The organism is Streptomyces sp. NBC_01006 (assembly GCF_045162725.1).
Taxonomy (GTDB): domain Bacteria; phylum Actinomycetota; class Actinomycetes; order Streptomycetales; family Streptomycetaceae; genus Streptomyces.
In genome coordinates this window covers 5,277,063-5,301,131 of the sequence record NZ_CP108700.1, presented here as the reverse complement: position 1 = coordinate 5,301,131, position 24,069 = coordinate 5,277,063, and the positions used below count along the sequence as shown (strand labels likewise).

Sequence of the window (24,069 nt, the reverse complement as noted above, 5' to 3'; positions counted from 1 at the left end):
GCAGGACACAATGCCCCCTGGGAAAACGTCGCATGACGTGATGTCAGGGGGCTTTGCGGTGCGGGTGGGGGACGAACTGGCCGGCCGGTACCGGCTGGAGCAACGGCTCGGCCAGGGCGGCATGGGCGAGGTGTGGCGCGGGCACGACCTGATGCTGGACCGATCCGTGGCGGTCAAGGTGCTGCTGGAGGCGGCCACGAACGACGAGGTGGTCGCGCGGTTCAGACGCGAGGCCACGATCGGGGCGCGGCTCCAGCACCCCGGGATCACCGTGGTGCACGACGTGGGACAGCAGGACGGCCGGCTGTTCATCGTGATGGAGCTCCTCTCCGGCGAGGACCTGGCCACGAGGCTCGCGCGGGAGGGTGCGCTGGCGGTGGACCTCGCGGTGGACCTGGCCGCGCAGACGGCGGAGGCACTGGCCGTCGCGCACGGACAGGCCGTGGTCCACCGGGACCTGAAGCCGGGCAACCTCTTCCTGCTGCCGGGCCGGCGGATCAAGATATGCGACTTCGGCATCGCGCACTCCGCGGACGCGACGGCGGGCTGGACGGTCACGGGCCGGATCATCGGCACCCCCGCGTACATGGCGCCGGAGCAGTGGCGGGGCGAGCGGGTGGGCGCGCGGTGCGATCTGTACGCGCTGGGGTGCGTGCTGTACGCGCTGGTGAGCGGGGCGCCGCCGTTCGGGCAGACCGAGGGGCCGTACGTCCTGATGCACCGGCACGTCGCGGAGGCGCCGCTCCCGCTGCGCGAGGCGGGGACACCGGTTCCGGCGGAGCTGGACCGGCTGGTGCTGGCCCTGCTGGCGAAGGACCCGGCGGACCGTCCGGAGTCGGCGGAGGCGGTGGGCAAGGCGCTGCGGGGGATGCACGGCCTTCGCGGGGGCGAGGACGGGGACGGCCCGGGCGGCCCGGGGTACCCCCCGCCCGACCGGGAGGCGGTGTCCGGTCACGGGCTGGTGTCCGGCCAGGAGCCGGGTACGGGCCCGCAGGCCGGGGGCGAACAGCCGACCGGATCAGGGTCCGTGGCCGAGGCCGTGGTCGGACCAGGGGCCGGGGCCGAGGCAGTGGCCGAGGCCGGGCCCGGGGCAGTGGCCGGGGCCGGGGCAGTGGCCGGGGCCGGGGCAGTGGCCGGGCCCGGGGCAGTGGCCGGGGCCGGGGCAGTGGCCGGGCCCGGGGCCGGGCAGGCGTCGGTGCCCGACTCCGGCGCCGGGCGGGCGGCCGGGGTGGCGGCCGCTTCCGGGGCGGCCGGGGGTGCGGGCTCCGGGGTGCGGGAGTTCGTACGGGGGCTGCTCGCCGAGGCGCAGGACGCGCTGCGGGAGCTGCCGGGTGGCGCGGACGCCCGCGTCGAGGTACTGGCCATCGCCGCCGACGCCGCGGCCCGCTTCGACGCGGACCTCGCGGCCCGGCTGCTGGCCGACGCCGAGCGCGCGGCGTGGGCCGACGGCGGGGGCGACGGGGCCCGGGTGGCCCGGCTGCTGACGGCGCTGGCCCGGAACACCGCCCCGCACGCCCCGGCGCGGGCCCGGCGGCTGCTGACCGACGCGCAGCAGGCGCTGTTCACGGTGCCCGGCTCCCGGCGGGAGGCGCCGCTGCGCGCACTGGCGGAGGAACTGATCAAGGTGGCCCCCGAACAGGCCTCCCGGATCGCCGGGTACCACCTCGGCGGGCGCCCGGCGCCCGGCGGGCTCCGCGCCCGGATCGAGGCGGCCCTCGCCGCGGAGCGGCCCGAGGAGGCCGAGCAGCGGCTGACCCTGATCCAGGACCCGGGCCAGCGCGCGGCCGCCACGTACGACACGGTGCTGGCCGTCGCCCCGCGGGACCTGGAGACCGCCCTGCGCCTGAGCGAGCGGATCGGCTCCGCCGGGGCCCGGCTGTTGGCTCTGTGTCAGGTGGCGCGCGACCGCGCCGAGGCCGGGGACGCGGCGGGCGGGTCACTGGCGCTGGAGCAGGCCGAGGAGGAGCTTCCGCGGTTCCTGGAGGAGCGGGCCGCCTGGCTGCGCGAGGAGGCGGCGCACCACGCCGAGCAGGGGCGGCTCGTACGGTCCGAGCGGCTGCGTACCCAGGCGGCCGCCCTGCTGAGCCACGACCCGGAGGAGGCCGGCGACGAAAAGGCCGGCCACGCCCTGGCCTCGCTGGCCGAGGCCCGGGACCAGGTCCGGCGGGCGACCCTGCGGCCGCTGGACCCGGCGGCGGCCCGGGAGGGCGCGGACGCCGCCCGCGCTCTGCCGGACCCGGCGGTACGGGCCCGCGCGCTGGCCCGTACCGCGCGGGAGTGCCTGGCGACGGACGGGATGCCCTGGCTGGCGGAGGCCGCCGCTGCCGTGGGGAGCCCCCCGCCGCCCGGCACGGCGGCCCTGGGCGGTCCGGACACCGGGCCCGCCGTGGCCCCCGCGGCACTGCCCGCGGGGCCCGGGACACGCGCCTGGCACACGGGGGCGCGGCCCGACGCTCTGTACGCCGCAGGGGCTCACGTGGTGTGGCGGGCGGGGAGCGAGGTGGGCTGCGTACGGGCCGACACGGGCGCGACCCGCTGGTCGGCCCACGCGGACGAGGGCGCGGCCGCGCCGTCGCTGCCGGGGGCCGGGCGGGTGCTGGTGTCCTGCGTGGCCGACGCCGCCACGGTGTACGTCGACGTACGCCGGGACGACGGGCCGGGCGTACGGATCGTGGCGCGGGAGCCGCGCGACGGGCGGGTGCGGTGGTGGCGGGACCTGCCGAAGGCCGGCCCGGCACTGCGCGGTGCCGGGCCGGTGCTGCTGCACGAGGCGCAGGGCGAGCTGACGGCGCTGCGGGCGACCACGGGTGAGGTGGAGTGGCAGCGGTCGCTGCCGGACCGCGCCCGTTCCCTGGCGGTGGCGGGCGACCGCCTCGTCGTGGCGGACGGCCAGTGGCTCCAGGCCCTGGACCTGCGGAACGGGCGGCGGCTGTGGACCCGGCGGCGGGGCTACGTGCCCTTCGAGCCGGCGTCCGGCCAGCAGCCGCTGCACCTGCTGGACGGGTGGTGCCTGCACGCCCCGGACCGCGACACCGGCAAGGAACTGTGGCGGTTCGATCTGTATACGCCGGCGGAGCGGCTGCTGGTCGAGCACGGCACGGTGTACGCGGCGGCGCGCCACCCCCGCCAGGGAGACCAGGTGTTCGCGCTCGACGTGCAGACGGGGGCGCTGCGCTGGCAGCGGGCCGTGGGGCGGAGTGAGGAGAGCACCGGGTGCGCGCTCGAACTGCTGGGCCTGCGGCCGGGCGGGCTGTACGTGAAGGCCGCCCGCGGCCGGCGCGGGCGGCTGGGCCGGGAGTCGGGGCCGTTCGTCGCGGTGCTGGATCCGGCGACGGGCAAGCCGCGCCGCCAGTGGGAGCAGCCGGGGCTCGCCGACGGGGACGCCCTGCTGGTCGGCGACCGGCTCGTCCTCTCCCGCCCGGAGCTGTCGGCGTACACCCTTCCTTAGCCGGGGTCCGGCTCCGGGTGCGAGGGGCTCGAACCGCCCATACCCTCCCAAATGTGATGCCGCCCAAGAGCAGGTCGAAGCGACGCACCACCGCCGGGATATCCGTACGGGCCGGGCTCGTCCTGGCCGCCGCGCTGCTGGGGCTCGGCTGCTGGGGGGTGGCCGGGGCTCCGGCCGCCCGGGCCGAGGATCCCGTCACGCTGTCACAGCAGGGGCAGATCACCGACCGCGTGGGGGCCCTCGGCGACCGGACGGCCGCCGTCACCACCGCGCTGGAGAGGCTGTACGCCGGCCACCGGATCCAGCTCTTCGTGACGTACGTGGACGATTTCTCCGGGCGTTCCGCGCAGAGCTGGGCGGACGCCACCGCGCAGAAGAACGGCCTCGGCCAGGACGACGTGCTGCTGGCGGTGGCGACCGGGGCCCGCCAGTACGCCTATTCGGCCGATGTCGACTCCGGTTTCACCGCGGCGCAGCTCGCGGACGTCGCCCGCACGGCCATCGAGCCCGCGCTGAAGCAGAACGACTGGGCGGGCGCCGCGATCGGCGCCGCCGACGGGTACGGGGCCGTGCTCGACGGGAAGCCCGTACCGGTGCCGGCGATCACCCCCGGCGTGGCGGACCCCGGCGGCGGCGCGGACGAGGACGGCGGGGCCGGGGACTACGTGCTGCCGGTGGTGGTCGTCGGCGCGGCGGGCGCCCTCGGGGCGTACGCGTACAGCCGCCGCAAGCGCAAGGGCGGCCGGGGCGGCGGCTCCGGTACGACGGGCTGGGGCGAGCAGCCCGCAACCACGACCGCGCTCCCGCTGCCCGAACTGGACGCCAAGGCCAAGAGCCTGCTGGTGGAGACCGACGACGCGATCCGTACGAGCAACGAGGAGCTCGGCTTCGCGTCCGCGCAGTTCGGCGACGCGGCGGTGGGCACGTTCACCGAGGCCGTGGCCTTCGCGCAGAGCGAGCTGACGGCCGCGTTCCGGCTGCGCCAGCAGCTCGACGACGCGTACCCCGAGGACGATCCGACGCGGCGGCGGATGCTGGACGAGATCGTGGCCCGCTGCACCGAGGCGAACCGGCGGCTCGACGCCGAGTCGGCGGACTTCGACCGGCTGCGGGACCTGGAGAAGAACGCCCCGCAGGCGCTCGCCACGGTGGAGGCGCACTTCCGCGCGCTGACGGGCCGTACGACGACGGCCGTGGCGACGCTGACCGCACTGGCCGGTCGCTACGCGGACTCGGCGGCCGCGCCGGTGGCCTCCAACGCCGAACAGGCCGAGGACCGGCTGCTGTTCGCGACGACCAGCCTCGGCGAGGCGCGGGCGGCGATCGACGGCGGCGACAACGGGAAGGCGGCCGTGCACGTACGGGCCGCCGAGGGCGCGGTGGACCAGGCGGCGACGCTGGTCGACGCGGTGGAACGGCGGGCGCAGGAACTGGCGGAGGCGGCCGGGAAGCTGCCCGGGGCGCTCACGGAGACGGACACCGACCTCGCCGATGCGCGCGGCCTGCTGAGCGGCACCGCGGAGGGCGCCTCGACGGCGGACCTGCGCGGCCGGATCGGCCGGGCGGAGGCGGTCCTGGCCGACGTACGGCGGGAGCAGGCGGCCGGCCGGTACGACCCGATCGACGCCCTGCGCCGGGTGGAGGAGGCCGATGCCGTCCTTGACGAGGCGCTGGCCGGGGCCCGGGAGCGCGAGACGGGACGGCAGCGGGCGGCCGCTCTGCTGGACCAGGCGGTGCTCTCGGCGCGCAGCGCGATCGGCGCGGCGACGGACTACATCACCACCAGCCGGGGCGCGGTCGCCAGCCAGGCCCGTACCCGGCTCGCGGAGGCGCAGCGGCACATGGAGCGGTCGGCGGCCCTGGCGGGCTCGGACCCGGCGGGCGCGCTGGCGGAGGCGCAGCGGGCGGACGGGCTGGCGCGGCAGGCGCAGGAGTTGGCGGAGCAGGACGTACGGGCGTACGAGAACCCGTACGGCGGGCAGCGGCAGCAGCGCGGGGGCATGGGCGGCGCGGTCCTCGGCGGGATCATCCTGGGCGAGATCCTGGGCGGCGGCCGGGGCCGGGGCGGGGGATTCGGAGGCGGCGGGTTCGGCGGCGGCGGGGGCTTCGGGGGTGGCGGCTTCGGCGGCGGGGGGCCGGGCCCGGGCTCGTTCGGCGGCGGGGGCACCCGCGGCCGCATGGGCGGCGGCGGCCGTTTCTGACCCGATCTTCCCTCTCCACGAAAGGGCACCGATGAGCAAGCAGACCATCCTGGGCCGCGTCACCCAGCTCGCGAAGGCCAACATCAACGCGCTGCTGGACCAGGCGGAGGACCCGCAGAAGATGCTGGACCAGCTGATCCGCGACTACACGAACAACATCGCGGAGGCGGAGCAGGCGGCCGCCACCACGATCGGCAATCTGCGGATGCTGGAGGCGGACCACAAGGAGGACGTGGAGGCGGCCGCGGAATGGGGCGGCAAGGCGCTCGCGGCGAGCCGGAAGGCGGACGGGCTGCGGGCGTCGGGGGCGGCGGGAGACGCCGACAGCGCCGACAAGTTCGACAACCTCGCGAAGGTCGCCCTGGGCCGCCAGCTCCAGTCGGAGAAGGAGGCGAAGACGGCGGAGCCGACGATCGCCGCCCAGACGGAGATCGTGGACAAGCTCAAGTCCGGGCTGGACTCGATGAAGAACAAGCTGACGGAGCTGACGGCGAAGCGCGACGAGCTGGTGGCCCGGGCGAAGACCGCGCAGGCGCAGAACACGATGATGGACGCGGTGAAGAACATCGACGTCATGGACCCGACGAGCGACATCTCCCGCTTCGAGGACAAGGTCCGCCGGGAGGAGGCCAGGGCCCTGGGCCGGCAGGAACTGGCGGCCTCCTCCCTGGACGCCCAGTTCGAGGCCCTGGACGACCTCGACAAGTCCTCGGAGATCGAGACCCGCCTGGCGGCGCTGAAGTCCCGGGCCGCCTGACGCTCCCGCTGCGCGGAGGCCTTCCCCCCGCGCAGCGGACCCGCCCGGCGGACCTGCCCACTGGCCCCGCCTGCCCGCCCGCCCGCCCGCGGTCAGCCGTACATGCTCAGCAGCTGCTCCGCGGAGAGCTCCGTCACGGGCTCCGACCCGCCGCCGGGCAGCGGCAGTTCGAACCACACCGTCTTGCCCCGGTGGGTCCGCCGCGTACCCCAGCCCGCCGACAGCATGCCGACCAGCTGGAGGCCACGCCCGCCCTCGTCGGTGTCCCGGGCGCGGCGGCGGCGCGGCTGCACCAGGTTGCCGTCCCAGACCTCGCAGACCAGGGTGCGGTCGAGCAGCAACCGCAGCCGGATCTCACCCTCGCCGTACCGGAGGGCGTTCGTCACCAGCTCGCTGACCAGCAGTTCGGTGGTGTCCAGCAGCCCCTCCAGCCCCCACGAGGGCAGCTTCGCCCGCGCCAGCTCCCGCGCCCGGCCCACCGAGCGGGCCTCGCGCGGCAGCTGCCAGTCCCCGACGGCGTCCATCGGCAGCCCCTGCACCCGCGCCATCAGCAGCGCGATGTCGTCCTCGCCGTGCCGCGTGTCCAGCGTGTTCAGCACGTGGTCGCAGACGTCCTCCAGCGGCCGCACCGGGTCGGCGAGCGCGTCCCGCAGCCCGCGCAGCCCTTCTTCCAGCGGGTGGTCGCGCGATTCGACCAGCCCGTCCGTGTAGAGGGCCAGCAGGGCGCCTTCGGGAAGGTCGACCTCCACCTCCTCGAACGGCTCCCCGCCCACCCCGAGCGGCATCCCGGGCGGCACCTCCAGCAGCAGGGCGGGCCGCGGCGGGGCGCCCGGTTCCGCCGGTTCCACCAGCACCGGCGGCATGTGGCCGGCGTTGGCGATGGTGCAGCGCCGGGTCACCGGGTCGTAGACGGCGTACACGCAGGTCGCGAGGTACACCTCCGATCGGTCCGCGTCCCGCGAGTGCAGGGCCGCCCGGGAGGCCTGCTGGGCGCCGCCGGGCGCGCCGAGCCCGCGGGCGATCTCGTCCAGCGCGGTCAGCACCTCCGCCGGCTCCAGGTCCAGCAGCGCCAGGGTCCGTACGGCGGTGCGCAGTTCGCCCATCGCGACGGCGGCCCGAAGCCCGCGGCCCATGACGTCGCCGACGACCAGCGCGGTGCGGTGCCCGGGCAGCTCGATGACGTCGAACCAGTCCCCGCCGACCTCGGTGGCCGCGTTGCCGGGCAGGTACCGGCAGGCGATGTCGAGGCCGGCCGCCTCGGGGTCGCCGGGCGGCAGCAGGCTGCGCTGGAGGATCAGTGCCCGCTCGTGCTCGCGCCGGTACAGGCGGGCGTTGTCGATGCAGACGGCGGCGCGGGCGGCGAGCTCCACGGCCACCGCCCGGTCCCGTTCCCCGAAGGGCTCGCTGCCCTTCGTACGGGAGAACTGGGCGAGCCCGACCACGGTGTCGTGGGCGACCATCGGGACGACGAGCGTCGACTGGACGAGGTCGTCCGCTCCGCCGCCCTCGATGAGCCGGGGCCGCGCGGTCCGCAGGGCCAGCGCCCCCGGCGAGGCCGCCGGATAGCGGTGGACCTCCCCCACGGACACCGGTGTGCCCGGATTCGTCAGCGGACCGTCCGAGACGGCCGAGGCGAAGGCGACCCGCCGCAGCGGCGGGGAGGGTGCCCGTTCGGGTCCCCGCCCGTGCGGCAGCGGGGGTACGCCGGGTCCGTGCGGCCGGGCGGGCCGGTCGTCGTCGCCGAGCAGCAGCCCCTGGTAGAGGTCGACGGCGGCGAGGTCGCAGAAGCCCGGGACGGTCACGTCCAGCAGTTCGCGGGCGGTGGTCTCCAGGTCGAGGGAGTTCCCGATGCGGTGCCCGGCCTCGTTGAGCAGGGCGAGATTGCGCCGGACCCCGGCGGCCTCGCGGGCGGCGAGGTGGCGGCGGGTGACATCGGTGCCCAGGCCCGCGACGCCGATGGGGCGGCCGGTGCCGCCGTGGACGCGGTAGAGGTTGATGGACCAGTGACGGTGGTCCCGGCTGCCGGGGGCGGCGCCGGTGATCCGGAGGTCGGTGACGGAGTCGCCGGTCTCCAGGACCCGCCGCAGGGCCTCGGTCATCCGGTCGGCCTCCTGGGGCGGCAGGTAGTCGTGGACGGTGCGGCCGCGGTGTTCCTCGACCGCACCGCCGAAAACGGTCGCGAAACGGCGGTTGGCGCGCTGCACGGTGAGGTCCGTGCCGAAGAGCAGGAAGCCGAAAGGAGATTGGCCGAATATGGCCTGCGAAGCGGCAAGATCGGATTCGATGCGGCGCAGTGCGCGTACGTCGACGACGACGCACAGCGCGGCCCGCTCGGCGGTCTCGGTCTGGGTGGGCATCACGTAGATCTCGGCCACGCCGTGCGCGCCGTCCCCGCCGGGAATGCGGAAGGGGACGAGGCCGGTCCATTCCTTGCCGTCGAGGATCTCGGCCATTCTGCGGTGGCCGCCGGCGCGCAGCTCCGGCGGCATGAAGGCGTCCACCGGGTCCCGGCCCACGGTCTGCGCGGCGGTCAGCCCGAACAGCTCCTCGGCGCGCAGGCTCCACTGGTCGATGAGCCCGTCGGGTCCGATGGAAAAGGACGCGACCTTTATGTAGTCATATATCGAGCCAGGCGGGCTGCTGTGCCACAGGGAGTCATGCCATGTCTCCCCGGACACACGGGCCTGATGTGCCTGCGCAGGTATCTCGCTCACGCGACCGTCCCCTCCAGCTCACCGCAACCGGACCGGCCATGACCGAAGTATTCAGCACCACGGCCCCGCACGGCACGGCGTTCACGATCACAAAAAGGTCCCGACTATTTCGAGCCATGCCCCGTGATCGTCGGCCATCCGTCACCTTGTTACTCACCAGGAAGTGCCAACTCGAACCACACGGTCTTACCCGATTTCCCGTGCCGGGTTCCCCAGCGCTGCGCCGAGACGGAGACCAGATGAAGCCCCCTCCCGCCCTCGTCGTCCGGCGTCGCGACCCGCTCGCGGGGCGGATCCGGAAGCGGATCGGATACCTCCACCAACAGCGCGGCGCCCCCCGTGGGACTCCCACTGGCCGAATTCTGCCGCACCAGACGGACCCCGATGGGGCCGGAAGCGTAGCGCAGTGAATTGGTGACCAACTCGCTGACCAGCAGGACGGTGACATCGCCGACGGAGTCGAGGCCCCAGGAGCTCAGCGTGCCGCGTACGGCGTGGCGGGCGGTACGGACGGCGCCGGGCTCTGCGGGGAAGGCCCACTCGGCGCATTCACCGTCTGTGTCGATCACGCCGATCACTTCCCGGGCCGGCAACGGCCCCAGTCCGATTCCGCAGGGACAGAGCCACGAGGGGCAGTACACGATAGGGACTAATAGCCACATACCCGATATTCGAGGCGCCGTACCACCCGATCCCTCACGCACCGGCGCACTGTGGCGCAGACGGCCCAGCGCACGCGCGTCACGCGCCCCCGTGCGACCCGGTGTGCCGTTCGTGGCGCGCGGCGCGCCCATCGCGCCCGGCCCGCTCGCCGCGCAGCCGGCGGCCGACCTCCGCGACGGCCGGCCGGTCCTGGTCGAGCCAGTCCACGGAGTCCAGCTCCTGCGGCCCGAGCCAGCGCAGCTCGTCGTGGTCCTCCAGCGGCGCGGGCTCGCCGGACAGCAGCCGCGCGGTCCACACGTGCAGCACGAGCCCGGCCCTGACCGGCCACTCCCCCGGGATCCGCTCCAGCGCCTCGGCCTCGACGCCGAGCTCCTCGCGCAGTTCGCGTACGAGCGCCTCGGGCACGGACTCGCCGGGCTCGGTCTTGCCGCCGGGCAGCTCCCACCGTCCGGCCACCTCGGGGGGCGCGCTGCGGCGGGCGGCCAGCAGGCGGCCCTCATGACACAGGGCTCCGCCCACGACCACTCGTACCGTCATGGGGCGGAGCCTATGTCAACGCACGGACGCTCAGTTCGTCGTGGCCGTCTGACCGATCCGCTCGACCCAGTACAGCTGCTTGTGGCCCTTGTCTTCGAGGCTGTCGACGACCTTCTGGGCCTCGGACCGGGTGGGATAGCGGCCCACCCGGTAGCGGTTGCCGTTGTCGTCCTGACGTATGACCAGCCATGGGAGCAGGGCACCGCTGTCGTTCATCGCGTTTCACCCTCCGCCGATGTACCTGCCCGGGAAACCGCATTGCGCATATGCCCGACCTTACGCCCGACCTTTACGGAGCGGATACGGTTTTTCACGAAGAGGTACCTCACAGGCGTACGCATCCGGCCATGCGTACGAGCGGGCCGTGTACGCCGGTTCAAACCCGGCGCACCGCGCGGCGAATGGCGCGGTCAACAGGCACGGGGCGAGGGCGAGTCCGGCCGCGAGGACGGCGCGGAACCGGGCGCGGGCCTCGGCGCAGAGGGCGCACGCACGGAGAAGGCGAGGACCGGCGCGGCGGGGGCGATCACCATCGCGCCGAAATCCGCCGGGTCCATGACGCCCCGTCACGCGACGGCGGCCCCCGGGGTCACACCACCCGGGGAACGCCGCTCACGGCGGGACACGGCCTAGCGGACCGGCAGGTGGTACGAGAGGCGGTAGCGGTCCGCCGGGACCACCACGTCGGCGGTCTCGACCGCCAGCCCGGACGCGAAGTACGTACGGCCGATCACCAGGACCACATGACCCGGGACCCCGCCCAGCAGCATGTTCTCCTCCGCCAGGCCCGGCCGTGCCCCGACCTCCTCCACCACGTTGTCCACGACGACATCGATGGCGGCCATCCGGTCCACGACCCCCGAGCCGCCGAGCGGCCCCTCCTCCGGCAGCATCACCGGGGTCCGGCCGGTGACCGCGAGCGGCTCCCAGGAGGTCGACAGCATCATCGCCTCGCCCGCGTCGCGGAACACGTACCGCGTCCGCATCACCCGCTCGCCCGGCTCGATGCCGAGCCGCTTGGCGATCTCCGCCGGTGCGCCCGCCTGCTCGCTGCTGGACTCCCACGTGCCGCGCGCGCCCGCCTCGGCCTGCTCCTGCCGGAACGGCGTCGACGCCCCGCCCGTGCGGTATCCCGAGCGGGAGACCCGTCTCGGCACGGGCTGCTCCCGTACGTACGTACCCGACCCGGAACGGCCCTCGACCAGCCCCTCCGCCATGAGGACCTTGCGCGCCTCCAGCGCCACGGTGTCGGAGACCCCGTACTCCTCGCGGATCCGGGCCTGCGAGGGGAGCCGGGCGTGCGGGGGCAGGGACCCATCGACGATCTTCCGTCGCAGATCCCCGGCGACGCGCAGATAGGCCGGCTGCTCACCGAAAGTCACTGGCCACTCCCATCAGCTTGACGGACAGCTACACCCTGGCAACCGACGGTTGTACATCGCAAGCAAGGGCCAGAGTTTCACCCGAAGTGATGAAGCCAGGTCACTGAAACCCGTTACCGCGCGTTACATCACGCTATTCTCGACGCTCCTCGGACCACGGACGCGGACGCCCGGTCCGCATCGCCCGCCGAGCCCCCCGCCGAGCCTTCGTCCGAGTCCTCAGGGTCGCCGTCCGAGCCGTCCGACTGCCCCGCCAGCCACTCCGGCACCGTGGTCGCCAGCCCGTACGCCCCGCGCAGCGCCTTCTCCGTGTCCACGGACAGCGCGGCCGAGGCCTCGTCCCACGCGGCCTGGAACTCCGCCGGCTTCGTCGCCCGCGCCGCCCGCCGCCACCCCGCGCGCGCCGCCTCGACCTCCTTGAGCTGCGCCCCCGCCGGGCCGGCCAGCTCCGGCCGCTCCCGCACCCCGTCCAGCAGCCCCGCCTGCACGCCCAGCGCCCGGTCCACCGCGCCGGCCCACTCCCGGTACCGCGGCAGCGCCTCGTCGATCTCCTCCTCCGGCTCGCCGCCCAGCGCCAGGTCGGTCTCGTTCATCACGCGCAGGAAGGCCACCTGCTCCGGCGTCAGCATCGTGGCGTCCTTGCGCAGGCTGCCGCGATGCTCCTGCTCCGCCGTGCCGATGACGCAGAGCAGCCGCCGGTCGCCGCCGCCCCACGACTCGTGCGAGGGCACGAAGTAGAACATCTCCGCGTACGAGGGCAGCGCCCACGAGTCCATCGCGTACGCGTCCTGCGCCTTCCAGCAGGCGTCCACGGAGGTCCGCCTCAGCTCGGGGTCGCCTGGGAAGGCGCCGCCCGGGAGCCGGGTCGAGGAGGTGACCTCCCCTTCGTGCGGCTCGGTGCAGGCGATCTTGTAGATGAACGGGCGCTCGGCGAGCAGGTCCCCGCCGGGGACGTTGAAGCAGTCGCCCGCACGCATGTCGTCCATGGCGGTCAACTCGCCCTCGACGTCCTGGTACCGCTCCAGCGTGTCCAGCCGGTCGAAGAGCCGCTCCCCCACCCGGTCCGTGACGAGGACCAGGGCCGCGGTCACCGCGAGCGACAACACCAGGCCCGTGATCGCGAGCGCCTTGCCCCGCTCGCCGTACGCCTGCCGCGCGGGCGGAGGGGGCCTGTGGGGCGGCGGCGGGGTGCTCATGGGGCGAGGGGCTCCATCACGGGTGGTGCGCGAACGAATGCGCGAAATAGTACGCAGAGGGGGCGACCGCCGTAACGGTCGCCCCCGCTGTTCCCGTGCGTGGGTGGTGCGTCAGAAGTCCGTCAGAAGCGCGTCAGAACTGGAGCGCCCAGGAGTCGATCTTGCCGGTGTCGACGTTCGCGTTGTCGTTCACGCGGAGCTTCCACACCCCGTTGGCGACCTCCGAAGAGGCGTTGACGGTGTACGTCTTGACGATGTTGTCCGCGCTGCCGCCGCTGCGGTTGTGCAGGTTGTAGACCGAGCCGTCGGGGGCGACGAGGTCGACCTTCAGGTCACCGATGTACGTGTGCTTGATGTCGACCGAGACGCTCAGCGCCGCCGGGGCGTTGCCCGTGACCCCGCTGACGGTGACCGGCGACTCGACGGTCGCGTTGTCGTTGACCGCGTAGTCGGCGGTGTTCTCGAAGCGCTTGCCCGGGTTCGGCGGGGTGGTGCCGCCGCCCACGTACAGCAGCCGGTTGGGGGAACCGGAGCCGGGACCGGTCACCACGTTCGGGGTGGCCGCCGCCACCAGGGCCGCGGAGACCTGCGCCGGGGTGCTCGCCGGGTTCTGCGAGAGGTACAGCGCGGCCGCGCCGACGACGTGCGGAGTGGCCATCGAGGTGCCCGAGATGGTGTTGGTGGCGGTGTCGCCGGTGCCCCACGAGGAGGTGATGGAGGAGCCGGGGGCGAAGATGTCCAGGATGGAGCCGTAGTTGGAGTAGCTCGCCTTGGCGTCGGTGTTGGTGGTCGCGCCGACCGTGATGGCCTCGGCGACGCGCGCCGGGGACTTGGTGCTCGCGTCCGTGGACTCGTTGCCCGCGGCGACGGCGTACGTGATGCCGGCGGCTATGGAGTTGCGGACGGCGGTGTCGAGCGCGGGGTCGGCGCCGCCGCCGAGCGACATGTTCGCCACGGCCGGCTTGACGGCGTGCTGGGTCACCCAGTCGATGCCGGCGACGACCTGTTCCGTCGTGCCGGAGCCGTTGTTGTCGAGGACGCGGACGCCGACGATCTTGGCCTTCTTGGCCACGCCGTACGAGTTGCCCGCGACCGTGCCGGCGACGTGCGTGCCGTGGCCGTGGCCGTCCTGGGCGGTGTTGTCGTTGTCGATGGCGTCGTAGCCGTAGGAGGCGCGCCCGCCGAACTCGGTGTGGCTGATGCGGACACCGGTGTCGATGATGTACGCGGTGACGCCCTCGCCGGCCTTGTCCGGGTAGGTGTAGCTGTTGTCGAGCGGGAGCGGGTGCTGGTCGATGCGGTCCAGGCCCCAGGACGGCGGGCTGGGCTGGGTGCCCTGGGCGTCGTCGACGGTGAACGTCCGGTTCTGTACGACGGACTTGACCGCCGGGTCGGCGGCGAGCTTCTTGGCCTGCGCCTCGGAGACCTTGACGGAGTACCCGTTGAGGGCGGCGCTGTACGTACGGCCGATCGTCGCGCCGTAGCGGCGGGCGACGGCCTTGCCGCTGTCGGCGGTGGAACGGGCGGCCGAGTCCTTCAGGGTCACGATGTAGCTCTCGGCGACCGCGCCCGGGGCGCCGGCGTTCTCGATGACGCCTTGGGGCCCGTTGTCGGCGGCGGAAGCGGGTAACGCTGCGGCCGCGCCCAGCGCGAGGGCGGCGACGGCGGTCGCGCTGAGGCCGGCGATCTTCCGGCGGGTGTGACGCATGGCGGACATGTGGGGGGTCCTTCTCGTCGGTGACATGAAGAGCGGACATCCGGGCCACGGGCGATGAGCAAGGAGGCATGGGCATGCCCATGACAATGACACCCATGTTCTGCCGGCTGCCGCTGCCGAAAGGTTGACGCACGCTCCGGCGGTCCCACAAGAGGATGACGAACGCTTAACATCCGTGCCATACAACGGCCATGAACGAGCAAAGGCGCTCCGCACATGACGCACGCACTCCCCGGTTACGTCTGCCCCGAAGACGCCACGCGCGCCGATGCCCGGACGGCCCCCTGGTGCTGCCCGCTGTGCGGTGGACCATGGGATCTCGACTTCGCGCCGGATCCGGCCAGTCCGCTCGAACCGGCCGCCGGACCCAACTCGCTCTGGCGCTTCGGCTCCGTGCTGCCGCTGCCGGGGGCGTTCTCCGTGACGCTGTCGGAGGGGAACACCCCGCTGGTCCCGCTCGCGGAGCGCATTCACGCCAAGCTCGACTTCCTGATGCCGACCCTGTCGTTCAAGGACCGGGGCGCGGTGATGCTCGCGGAAGTGGCCCGGCGGCTGGCTCCGGAGCGGGTGGTCGCGGACAGCAGCGGGAACGCGGGGACGTCCGTGGCGGCGTACTGCGCGCGGGCCGGACTGCAATGTGAAGTTTTCGTGCCCGAGGGCACCTCGGAGAAGAAGACGGAGCAGATCCGGGCGCACGGGGCGGCGGTCCGCGTCGTACCGGGCGGCCGGGAGGCCACGGCGGTGGCGGCCCGGGAGGCCGCCGACCTCCCCGGGGTCTTCTACGCGAGCCACGTCTTCAACCCGTACTTCCTGCACGGGACGAAGACGTACGTGTACGAGGTGTGGGAGGAGCTCGGCGGCCGGCTCCCCGAGACCCTCGTCGTCCCCGTCGGCAACGGCACCCTGCTGCTGGGGGCCGCGCTGGCGGTGGAGGAACTGGCCCGGCGCGGGGTGAAGCCGCCGGCGCTGATCGCCGTCCAGGCGGAGGCGGTGTCCCCGCTGGCCGCGGCCTTCGCGGCGGGCGCGGAGGATGCCGATCCGGTGGAGCAGCGGCCCACCCTGGCCGAGGGGATCGCGATCCCGGCCCCGCCGCGGGCACGCCAGATCCTGGCGGCGGTCCGCAAGTCCGGCGGCACCTTCCTGACGGTCCCGGACCCGGCCCTGCGCGCGGCTCAGCTGGACCTGGCGCGACGCGGACTCTTCGTGGAGCCGACGGCGGCGGCCTGCTGGGCCGCGGTGGGCCCACTGGCCCCCGCCGACCCCCTCCGGGGCCGCACGGCGGTCCTCCCGCTGTGCGGAGCGGGCCTGAAGGCCGGTCTGGCGTAGGCCGCGCCTTTCGGATCACGCCGCGCGCGTCGGGGTACGTGTCGGAAAATCGCCAGCCGAAGCCTCGCCCACTCTGATGAACTGGCCCGATGACCACCACCGTTGACCTCGCCCGCCGTTTCACCGCCCTGCACACCCCGGCCGCGCCGCTGGCCCTGGCCAACGCCTGGGACGTACTCAGCGCCCGCCTCGTCGAGGCCGCGGGCGCCCCCGCCGTCGCCACCACCAGCGCCGGGGTCGCCTGGTCCCTCGGCACGCCCGACGGGGACGCCCTCAGCCGGGACCGCGCCCTCGACCTCATCGCCCGGGTGGCCGCGGCCGTCTCCGTCCCGGTGACCGCCGACATCGAGGGCGGCTTCGGCGCCGACCCCGCCGGGGTCGCCGAGACCGTCACCGGGGTGCTCGAAGCCGGCGCGGTCGGCATCAACATCGAGGACGGCACGCGGGCCCCCGCCGACCACGCGGAGCGGGTGGCCGCGGCCCGCGCCGCCGCCGACACCGCCGGGGTGCCGCTGTTCATCAACGCCCGCATCGACACGTTCCTCTTCGGCCTCGGCGAGGAGGAGAACCGCCTCGACGAGACGCTCGCCCGCGCCGCCGCGTGCCTGCGCGCGGGCGCCTCCGGCATCTTCGTCCCGGGCGTCACCGACCCGGCCACCGTCACCGAGCTGGTCAAGGGCATCGACGCCCCGCTCAACCTCCTCGCCGGCCCGGGCGCCCCGGCCGTCGCCGAGCTCGGCGCCCTCGGCGTCGCCCGCGTCAGCCTCGGCTCCGGGGTCGCGTCGGCCGCGTACGACGTGGTCCGCCGCGCCACCGAGGAGCTGCTCACGGGCGGCACGTACACCGCGCTCGACCCGGGCCTCCCGTACGGCGAGCTGAACGCTCTTCTCAAGGGCTGAGACGCCGGTATCGAGGAGCCCGTACGCGGCGACCTCAGTCCCGCGCGGCCCGCTCGTACAGCGCTTTGGCCTTCTCGTCGAACAGCGCGGCCGTGGAGTCCACGTCCGTCTCCCCGCCGCTCAGCACCCCGATCAGCCGCCCCGGGTTCCCCGGACCGCCGCGGTCGGCGATCCAGGGGCTTCCGCTGGTGCCCGACCAGAAGCCCGCGCAGCTGATGTAGAGCATCGCGGGGTCCTCCTGGTCGTGGCCGGTCTGGGTGGTGCAGGAGACCGGCTTGTTCTGCGGGTTGCGGTCCGACTCCGGATAGCCGACGACCGTCACCTCGCGCTCGTACCCGGAGGTCCAGTCGGGCTTCGGGGCTTCGTCGGCGCCGCCGACCGCCTGCTGCACCGTCCGGCCGTCCTCGTCCGGCTCGATGCTGAGGAAGGCGAAGTCGGCGGTGTCCTCGCCCCATCTGGTCCAACGCTCGTCCACGTGGACCGCGCGGACCTTCCACACCCCGAGGGGCTGGCGGCCCCCGCCCTCACCGGTGAACGCGGGGGCGAAGGAGAGCGTGCCGATGGCCATGCCGTCGTGCGCGACCGCTCCGGGCACACCGTCCTCGCCCGCCGGGGCCACGCAGTGCGCGGCGGTGGCGACGACCGTGCCCTTGGGGCTGTCGACGACGCTCGCCGTGCACCAGTGCTCGCCGTTCGCCATGAGCACGCCGACACCGGGGAAGGCGTGCACGGCGTTCAGGTCCTCGTCCGTCGCCTTGACGAAGCCGACGGCCAGGGCCGCCGCCACGGTGGCGGCGGCAGCCGCGGAGGCGCCCCGGACGACCGCCTTCATCGCACGGCGGGATCGGGGGTCGGTGCCAGCATGACCTTGCTGATCCACTCCAGAGCACCCTCCCTCATACCGCGGACGTACGACTTCCCATTGTGCTCACCATCCTGGATCACCTGGAGCGTGGTGTGCACGGGGCCCTTCCCGTACTCCTGCATGAACTTCTCGGCCTTCTCGCGGCCGGTCTCCTTGGTGCCGATCTGGAAGTTGATGTAGACGTCCGGACCGCCCTCCTTGATCAGCTTCTCGGCGAGCTTCTCGGGGTTGTTCTCGTCCATGGCCTGCGTGTTCCCCTTCCACAGCGGGGAATCGGGGACGATGTCGACCCCGCTCGCGATGGCCGCCTTGAAGCGGTCGGGGTACTTCAGGACGTGCTTGAACGCGCCGAAACCGCCCGCGGAGGAGCCCATGAAGGCCCAGCCGTCCCGGGAGGCGAAGGTCCGGAAATTGGCCCTCGTGAAATCCGGGATGTCCTCGGCCATCCAGGTGCCCATCTTGGGCTCGCCGGGGATGTCGGAGGCGTCGAAGTGGTGCTTGGTGTCCGCGTTGTGCACCGGCATGACCAGGATGAAGGGCAGGCTCGTACCTGCCTTCGCCCCGTCGCTCACCGCCTTCTGGAGGCCGAGGCCGGGGCCCGTGCCCCAGTAGTTCGTGGGGTAGCCGCGGCCTCCGGGCAGGGAGATCAGGACCGGGAAGGCGCTCTTGGCGTACTTCGGGTCGTCGTACTGCTTGGGGACCCAGACCCACACGTCACCGGTGAACCCGGACTTCGCGCCGGTCAGGGTCGTCCGGCCGATCTGCGTGCCGTCGGGCAGCCGGTACGTCCGGACGAAGTCGGCCTTCGGTCCGGTCGGCATGATCACCCCCGGCCGGATCTCCTCGGCCGCGGCGGCCGACTCCTGGACCTTCCCGAAGGAGACCGGATCCCCTATGTCCGAGAAGAGCCCGTACTTGTACGCCGCGGCGCCGCCCCCGGCGGCGAGCGTGAGCGCCAGCGCACCACTGATCAGAAGCCTGCGCAGGCGCTTGGGACGGCGGCGGCCCGTGGTCTGCGGGCCTTCCTCGGTCATGAGGTCGCCATCACCCTGAAGCTGGTCATGCTGCACGGATTTGTCCCGTTCCTTCTCCGGCGCTCCCGAAGAGCGCGGGTCGGACCGATCGGTCCCCCTTCACCCCTTACAGAGGTGTCAACGATCGGATGGGTTGCCTGGGACCGGCGGGACGTGGCGCGTCCCACGCGGGTCCGGGCACACCGTGCGTACGGGCCGGTCAGCCGGTGGAGGGCTGCGGGGCCTTGAGTACCTTGCTGATCCACTCCAGGGAGCCTTCCTTCATGCCCCGGACGTAGTGCCAGCCGTTGTGCTCGCCGTTCTGGATGTCGCGGATGGTCGTCTTGACGGGGCCCTTGCCGAAGGACTGCTGGAACTTGGTCATCCGCTCCCTCCCCGACTCCTTGGTGCCGATCTGGAAGTTGATGTAGACCTCGGGGCCGTTGCCGTCGATCAGCTTCTTCGCGAGCTTCTCGGGGTTGTTCGCGTCCATCTCCGCCTGGTGGCCCTTCCAGAGCGGGGAGTCGGGAACGATCTCGCCGCCGCTGGCGATCACGGCCTTGAAGCGGTCCGGGTACTGCAGGACGGTCTTCATGCCGACGAAGGCGCCGGAGGAGGAGCCCATGAAGGCCCAGCCGTCGCGGGACTTGTACGTACGGAAGTTGGCCTTCGTGAAGGCCGGGACGTCCTCGGCGATCCAAGTGCCCATCTTGGGCTGGCCGGGGATGTCGGCGCCGTCGTAGTAGTACTTGCTGTCCGGGTTGAGCACCGGCATGATCACGACGAACGGCAGGCTGGTGCCGGCCTGGACGCCCTCGCTGATGGCCTTCTGGAGTCCGAGGCTGCGGTCGGACCAGTAGTTGCTCGGGAAGCCGTTGCCGCCGGGAAGGGCGATGAGCACCGGGAAGGCGCTCTTCTCGTACTTCGCCTCGTTGTACTCCTTGGGCGTCCAGACCCAGACGTCACCCTCGAAGCCGGACTTCGCGCCCGCGAGGCGGGCCTTCGCGATGACCGTGCCGTCGTCCAGCTTGGCGGTCTGCTTGAAGTCGGACCTCGGGCCGGTCGGCAGCAGTACGTCCGGATCGCCGCCGGGCGTGGCGGAGGGCGACGGCGCACCCGGGGACGGCTTGCCCGCGTCGGGGGCGGCGGAGGCGGAGGCATCGGACGCGGGGGCCTTGCCGAAGCTCACGGACCCACCGTTGCCGGAGAGCCATTCGAGCTTCCAGGCGGCGAAGCCGGCGCCGCCGAGCAGGAGCGCGAAGGCCACGGCGGCGGATATCCATATCGCGCGGCGTGAGCGCCTGGCGGGCGGGGACTGGTGCACGAACTTCGCTCCGAACGGTCATCGCCGTCCCGGTCGGGACAGAACGGCTGGGTATCGCCTTGGTCCTGGTGTACGAGAACTCACCGCTGGGCGCCGAGTACCTCCGCGCACCGCCCGAGCAGGTCGATCAGCTGCTCCCGCTCCTCCGCCGAGAACGCGGCGGCCAGCGCCCGCTCCACCCGTACGGCGCCGGCGTCGGCGAGCTCCATCGCGATCCGCCCCTCCTCCGTCAGCCGGGTTTCGAGCACGTTGCGGTGCCATTCGTGCGGGGTCCGCTCGATGAGCGCGCGCTCCTGGAGGTTCTTCAGCACGGTGTTCATCGTCGGCGGCGTCACCCCGCACAGGCGGGCGAGCGCGGCGGCCGAGATCCCCGGCTTCTCGGAGAGCCAGAGCAGCGCGGCGTACTGCGGAACCGTCACCGCGGCGGGCTTGAGCGCGGCGTTCTTGGCCGCGAGGAGCGCCTGTTCGGCGCGCTTGACGTGCGAGCCGATGCGCTCCTCGGGAGGCATGGAGGTCATTGCTGCATCCTAAGGCCCTTGCATGCATTAGAGCTCTAACATATCTTCGTGTTCACCCACACGGAAGAGGACACCTGCTGTGCTGAAGAAGCTCCTGCCCGCGACCCTCCTGACCCTGACCACGGCGCTCACGCTGGGCGCGGTCCCGGCGGCGCACGCCTCGCAGGCCGCCCCGGCCGCCTCCTCGGCCGCACCGGTCTCCGACAGCCGCGTTTCCACCGCCTTCACCCTCCCCGGCGGGAAGGTCTACCCCGAGGGCATAGCCACCGACCCCCGTGACCACAGCGTCTACGTGGGCTCGTACGCCGACGGCACCGTCTACCGGGCCCGCCCCGGGCAGCGCACCGCCGAGGTGTTCCTGCCCGCCGGCACCGACGGCCGCCACACGGCGAACGGCCTGCGCGTCGACGCCCGCGGCCGGCTGTGGGTGACCGACTCCACCTCCGGCGTCGCCGTGTACGACACCGCGTCCGGCCGCCGCCTGGCCCACTTCGAGGTCGCCGGGACCGGCGGGCTCTTCGTCAACGACCTGACCATCACCACGGACGGCACCGCCTACCTGACCGACAGCGTGCGCTCGGTGATCTACCGGGTCACCCCGGCCCAGCTCGCGGCCGGTTCGGGCGCGCTGCTCCCCGCGTACGACCTGAAGGGGCACCTCACCCCGTCCCCGGCGGGCAGCTTCGCCCTCAACGGCATCGTCTCGGACCCGGCGGGCCGCTTCCTGCTGGCCGTGGACATGACCGCGGGCGACCTCCACCGCATCGACCTGCGCACCGGCGCGATCTCCCGCGTCGCCCTCCAGGGCGGGGACCTCACCCACGCGGACGGCCTCGATCTGGCGCCCGACGGCACCCTGCGGGTGGCCCACAACATCACGAACACCCTGACCCGGTGGCACGTCAGCCCCGACGGCACCCGGGCCCGGCTGACCCGGACGATCACGGACCCGTCGCTGCAGATCCCGACCACGCTGAGCCACACCCCGGGCCGCACGCTCGTGGTCCGCTCCCAGTTCGACAAGGGCGGCCCGATGGGCCCGGGTACGCCGACGGCCTTCACGATCGCCTCGGTCCGCGGCCTGTAGCCGGCCCGCCCGCCGGGGCCCGCGGCATCAGCAGCGTCAGCGGGCGGCGCCGAGGCGGGCCTGTTCCTCCTCGACGATGCGGCGGGCCAGTGAGGCGTCCGAGACGTCGACCGCCTCGGGCGCCGACTCCGCCACCACGCTGCGCCGGGCGTACGCGTCGAAGAGCCGCGCCTTGCGGTCCAGCACCTCCAGCATCCGCTGGTCCACGCCGTCGGTGGCGAGCAGCCGGTGCACCCGTACCGCGCGCACCTGGCCCATCCGGTGCGCGCGGGCCACGGCCTGCTGCTCCGTGGTCGGCTTGACCTGCGGCTCGCACAGGATCACCACCGACGCCGCCTGGAGGTTGATCCCGATGCCGCCCGCCTCGATCTGCGCGAGCAGCACCGCGTGCCCGGCCGCCGCCCCGAACCCGTCGACCAGCCGCTGGCGGCGGGCGGGCGGCACGCTGCCGGAGATCGGCCCGAAGAGGACGCCGGCGCCGCCACCGTCACCGTCACCACCGCCCGTGTGCGGCGGCTGGCCGAGCGCTTCCTCGACCACCCCCAGCACCTCGCGGAAGGCGGAGAACACCACGACCTTCAGCCCGTTGGCCGCGGCCTCCGCCACCAGTTCGCGCAGCCGCCGCAGCTTCGCCGACTTCTCCGGCTCCGCGTACGCGGCTCTGCGCATCGCCATGAAATTGCCGGCCCGCACCGCCGCCCGGTAGGCCTCCCGGTCGGCCGCGCTCAGCTCCTCCCACTCGTCGGTCCACTGGAGCTCGGGCAGTTCGGCGAGTACGTCGCGCTGGTTGCGCCGCAGGTACGCGGGCGCCACCGCCTTGCGGAACGCCTTGGACCCGGCCACCGTGTCGACGTCGCCGATCCCGGAGGCCACCTCGGGCCGCAGGATCCGTACGAGACTGCGGAACTCCGAAACCCGGTTCTCCATCGGGGTGCCGGTGAGGAAGAGGACGTACGCACAGCCCGCGGCCCAGGCGGCGACCGCGAGCGAGCGCTGCGCCTGCGGGTTCTTGACGTGGTGCGCCTCGTCCACGACGAGCATGCCCAGCCCGCCCTCGGCCGGTTCGGGGAATCCGGTCAGTGCCTGGAAGGTCGTCACGGCCACCCCGCCCTCGCCTCGCCAGTCCGCGAAGGCGTCGTGCCGGTCGGGGCCGTGCAGGGCGACCGCGCGCAGGGTGCTGCGCGCCTCGATCTCGCGGGTCCAGTTGATCAGGACTCCGGCCGGGCAGACCACCAGGAAGTGCCGGTGCCCCTGCGCCGCGAGGTGCGCGAGGGCGGCGAGTGCCTGGATCGTCTTGCCCAGTCCCATCTCGTCGCCGAGGATCACCCGCCGCTGGGCGAGGGCGAAGCGGGCGCCGAAGGACTGGTATCCGCGCAGCGAGACCCGGCGGTACGTGCCGTCGAGGGCCTGGGCGCGGACGCGTTCGACCAGCGCCTCGGGCAGGAACCCCTGGGCGGCGGCCGGGTCGGCGCCGCCACCGGGCCGCTCGATGACCTCTGCGAGCAGGCCGTAGTACTCGGCGGAGCGCAGCTCGAAGTCGACCCAGGCGGCCGCCTCGTCGGCGGGGCCCCGCAGCAGGTCCACCGAGGCCTGCCCGAGCAGGACGGGCACTCCGTCGGCGGCGGCCCGCCCGGTCCGCCGGCCGATCTCGGCGAGGGCGGCGAGCGCCCGCTCGCGCCGCTCCCGGCCCGCGAACCACCCCCGCAGCCGGCCGGCGGCGGGTCCGGCGCCGGCGAGGAGCGGTCCGAGCCCGGCGTCCAGGGCCGTGGCCGCCTCGACGGCCCGGCGGGCGTCGGGCCCGGCCTCGACGAGCGGGTGCAGGGCGGCGACCAGGGCGGTGGTCCGGGGCTCGGGGCGGTCCACGTCGAGGTGCACGGCGACGGTCTCCCCGACGGCTTCGGCGAGCTGCCGCGCGGCGCCGAGCGCCTGGTCTGCGGTCTGCTGCCCGACCCCGGGGATCTGCCGGAGCCGGTGGCGCCCGGCGTCCAGTACCCGCTGCACGGTGTCGAACCCGGCCGCCTCGATGGCGGCCACGGCACCCGCCCGCAGCCGCCCCTCGGTGACGTGGGCCAGCCGGTCGGCGGGGATCCGGCGCAGCTCGGAGCGGGCCAGGTCGGCGTGGATCGGAGCCCAGGCCTCCCGTACGGCCTCGACGGCCCGCCGGTGGTCGGCCAGCAGCGCGCCGGCGGCCGCGTGCAGCCGTTCGCCCGCGCCGATCACCTCGACCGCCGCCCTGCGCCGCATGCCCCTCACCCCCCGACTGCCCCCGGCCGCGCCGGGTGACGGCCTGCTGCACGGCCGACTGCAGGCAACCTACCGCCGCCGGCGGGGTCCCCCGTGACCTGCGCGCGGCGGCCGGGTGACCGCGGACAGGAGCGGGAACGGGGACAGGAGGAGAATGAAGGGGTGTTTCCGCACGAAC

18 protein-coding genes are annotated in these 24,069 nt (G+C 73.8%); 6 read left to right on the top strand and 12 right to left on the bottom strand.

From position 1 onward, the window contains the following. The first annotated feature begins 40 nt into the window (after nucleotides 1-40). From OG509_RS24410 to OG509_RS24400, 3 genes are read left to right on the top strand one after another with little or no spacing between them, the layout of a single operon-like run. Complete coding sequence (locus OG509_RS24410; protein WP_406184632.1) at nucleotides 41-3,448, top strand: protein kinase domain-containing protein; 3,408 nt, start codon at nucleotides 41-43, stop codon at nucleotides 3,446-3,448. Between the two features lie 56 nt (nucleotides 3,449-3,504). Continuing rightward, complete coding sequence (locus OG509_RS24405; RefSeq protein WP_406184630.1) at nucleotides 3,505-5,649, top strand: TPM domain-containing protein; 2,145 nt, start codon at nucleotides 3,505-3,507, stop codon at nucleotides 5,647-5,649. A 31-nt stretch (nucleotides 5,650-5,680) separates the two neighbouring features. Next, complete coding sequence (locus OG509_RS24400) at nucleotides 5,681-6,406, top strand: PspA/IM30 family protein (RefSeq protein ID WP_406184628.1); 726 nt, start codon at nucleotides 5,681-5,683, stop codon at nucleotides 6,404-6,406. A 92-nt stretch (nucleotides 6,407-6,498) separates the two neighbouring features. On the opposite strand, the gene OG509_RS24395 is transcribed toward OG509_RS24400, so the two are convergent. The 7 genes from OG509_RS24395 to OG509_RS24365 all read right to left on the bottom strand — a co-directional run bounded on the left by OG509_RS24395 (nucleotide 6,499) and on the right by OG509_RS24365 (nucleotide 14,615). Next, complete coding sequence (locus OG509_RS24395; RefSeq protein WP_406187665.1) at nucleotides 6,499-9,111, bottom strand: SpoIIE family protein phosphatase; 2,613 nt, start codon at nucleotides 9,109-9,111, stop codon at nucleotides 6,499-6,501. A gap of 158 nt (nucleotides 9,112-9,269) precedes the next feature. Then, complete coding sequence (locus OG509_RS24390; RefSeq protein ID WP_403725967.1) at nucleotides 9,270-9,698, bottom strand: ATP-binding protein; 429 nt, start codon at nucleotides 9,696-9,698, stop codon at nucleotides 9,270-9,272. 163 nt (nucleotides 9,699-9,861) lie between these two features. After that, the gene (locus OG509_RS24385; protein ID WP_406184626.1) at nucleotides 9,862-10,320 is read right to left on the bottom strand and encodes a (deoxy)nucleoside triphosphate pyrophosphohydrolase; all 459 of its coding nucleotides are present in this window, start codon (nucleotides 10,318-10,320) and stop codon (nucleotides 9,862-9,864) included. Nucleotides 10,321-10,350: 30 nt separating this feature from the next. Further along, nucleotides 10,351-10,536, bottom strand: coding sequence for an SPOR domain-containing protein (locus tag OG509_RS24380; RefSeq protein WP_385590548.1), 186 nt, complete (start codon nucleotides 10,534-10,536; stop codon nucleotides 10,351-10,353). Nucleotides 10,537-10,949: 413 nt separating this feature from the next. Then, nucleotides 10,950-11,702: a GntR family transcriptional regulator gene (locus tag OG509_RS24375; protein WP_406184623.1), complete on the bottom strand. Its 753-nt coding sequence runs from the start codon at nucleotides 11,700-11,702 to the stop codon at nucleotides 10,950-10,952. Between the two features lie 128 nt (nucleotides 11,703-11,830). Further along, on the bottom strand, nucleotides 11,831-12,898 hold the full coding sequence (locus OG509_RS24370; protein ID WP_406184622.1) for a septum formation family protein: 1,068 nt from the start codon (nucleotides 12,896-12,898) through the stop codon (nucleotides 11,831-11,833). 133 nt (nucleotides 12,899-13,031) lie between these two features. Further along, nucleotides 13,032-14,615, bottom strand: a complete 1,584-nt coding sequence (locus tag OG509_RS24365) for a S8 family peptidase (RefSeq protein WP_406184620.1) — start codon at nucleotides 14,613-14,615, stop codon at nucleotides 13,032-13,034. A gap of 216 nt (nucleotides 14,616-14,831) precedes the next feature. On the opposite strand from OG509_RS24365, the gene OG509_RS24360 reads away from it, so the two are divergent. Further along, nucleotides 14,832-15,941, top strand: coding sequence for a threonine synthase (locus OG509_RS24360; RefSeq protein WP_406184618.1), 1,110 nt, complete (start codon nucleotides 14,832-14,834; stop codon nucleotides 15,939-15,941). A gap of 89 nt (nucleotides 15,942-16,030) precedes the next feature. Continuing rightward, nucleotides 16,031-16,840, top strand: coding sequence for an isocitrate lyase/phosphoenolpyruvate mutase family protein (locus tag OG509_RS24355; protein ID WP_406184617.1), 810 nt, complete (start codon nucleotides 16,031-16,033; stop codon nucleotides 16,838-16,840). Between the two features lie 34 nt (nucleotides 16,841-16,874). Here the strand turns inward: OG509_RS24355 and OG509_RS24350 are convergent, their stop codons facing one another. The 4 genes from OG509_RS24350 to OG509_RS24335 form a co-directional block, all read right to left on the bottom strand. Continuing rightward, entirely contained in the window at nucleotides 16,875-17,672 is a 798-nt protein-coding gene (locus OG509_RS24350) for a trypsin-like serine peptidase (protein ID WP_406184616.1), read from the bottom strand. Continuing rightward, nucleotides 17,669-18,739, bottom strand: a complete 1,071-nt coding sequence (locus OG509_RS24345; RefSeq protein WP_387282110.1) for an alpha/beta hydrolase — start codon at nucleotides 18,737-18,739, stop codon at nucleotides 17,669-17,671. The genes OG509_RS24350 and OG509_RS24345 overlap by 4 nt, the downstream gene beginning before the upstream one ends. Nucleotides 18,740-18,938: 199 nt before the next feature. Beyond that, nucleotides 18,939-19,985: an alpha/beta hydrolase gene (locus OG509_RS24340; protein ID WP_406184614.1), complete on the bottom strand. Its 1,047-nt coding sequence runs from the start codon at nucleotides 19,983-19,985 to the stop codon at nucleotides 18,939-18,941. A 137-nt stretch (nucleotides 19,986-20,122) separates the two neighbouring features. After that, nucleotides 20,123-20,560, bottom strand: coding sequence for a MarR family winged helix-turn-helix transcriptional regulator (locus tag OG509_RS24335; RefSeq protein WP_406184612.1), 438 nt, complete (start codon nucleotides 20,558-20,560; stop codon nucleotides 20,123-20,125). Nucleotides 20,561-20,639: 79 nt separating this feature from the next. Between OG509_RS24335 and OG509_RS24330 the strand changes: the two genes are divergently transcribed. Continuing rightward, the gene (locus OG509_RS24330) at nucleotides 20,640-21,647 is read left to right on the top strand and encodes an SMP-30/gluconolactonase/LRE family protein (protein ID WP_406184611.1); all 1,008 of its coding nucleotides are present in this window, start codon (nucleotides 20,640-20,642) and stop codon (nucleotides 21,645-21,647) included. 36 nt (nucleotides 21,648-21,683) lie between these two features. On the opposite strand, the gene OG509_RS24325 is transcribed toward OG509_RS24330, so the two are convergent. Further along, nucleotides 21,684-23,891 (bottom strand): DEAD/DEAH box helicase, encoded by a 2,208-nt coding sequence (locus OG509_RS24325; RefSeq protein WP_406184610.1) that lies wholly within the window; start codon nucleotides 23,889-23,891, stop codon nucleotides 21,684-21,686. Nucleotides 23,892-24,069 lie beyond the last annotated feature (178 nt).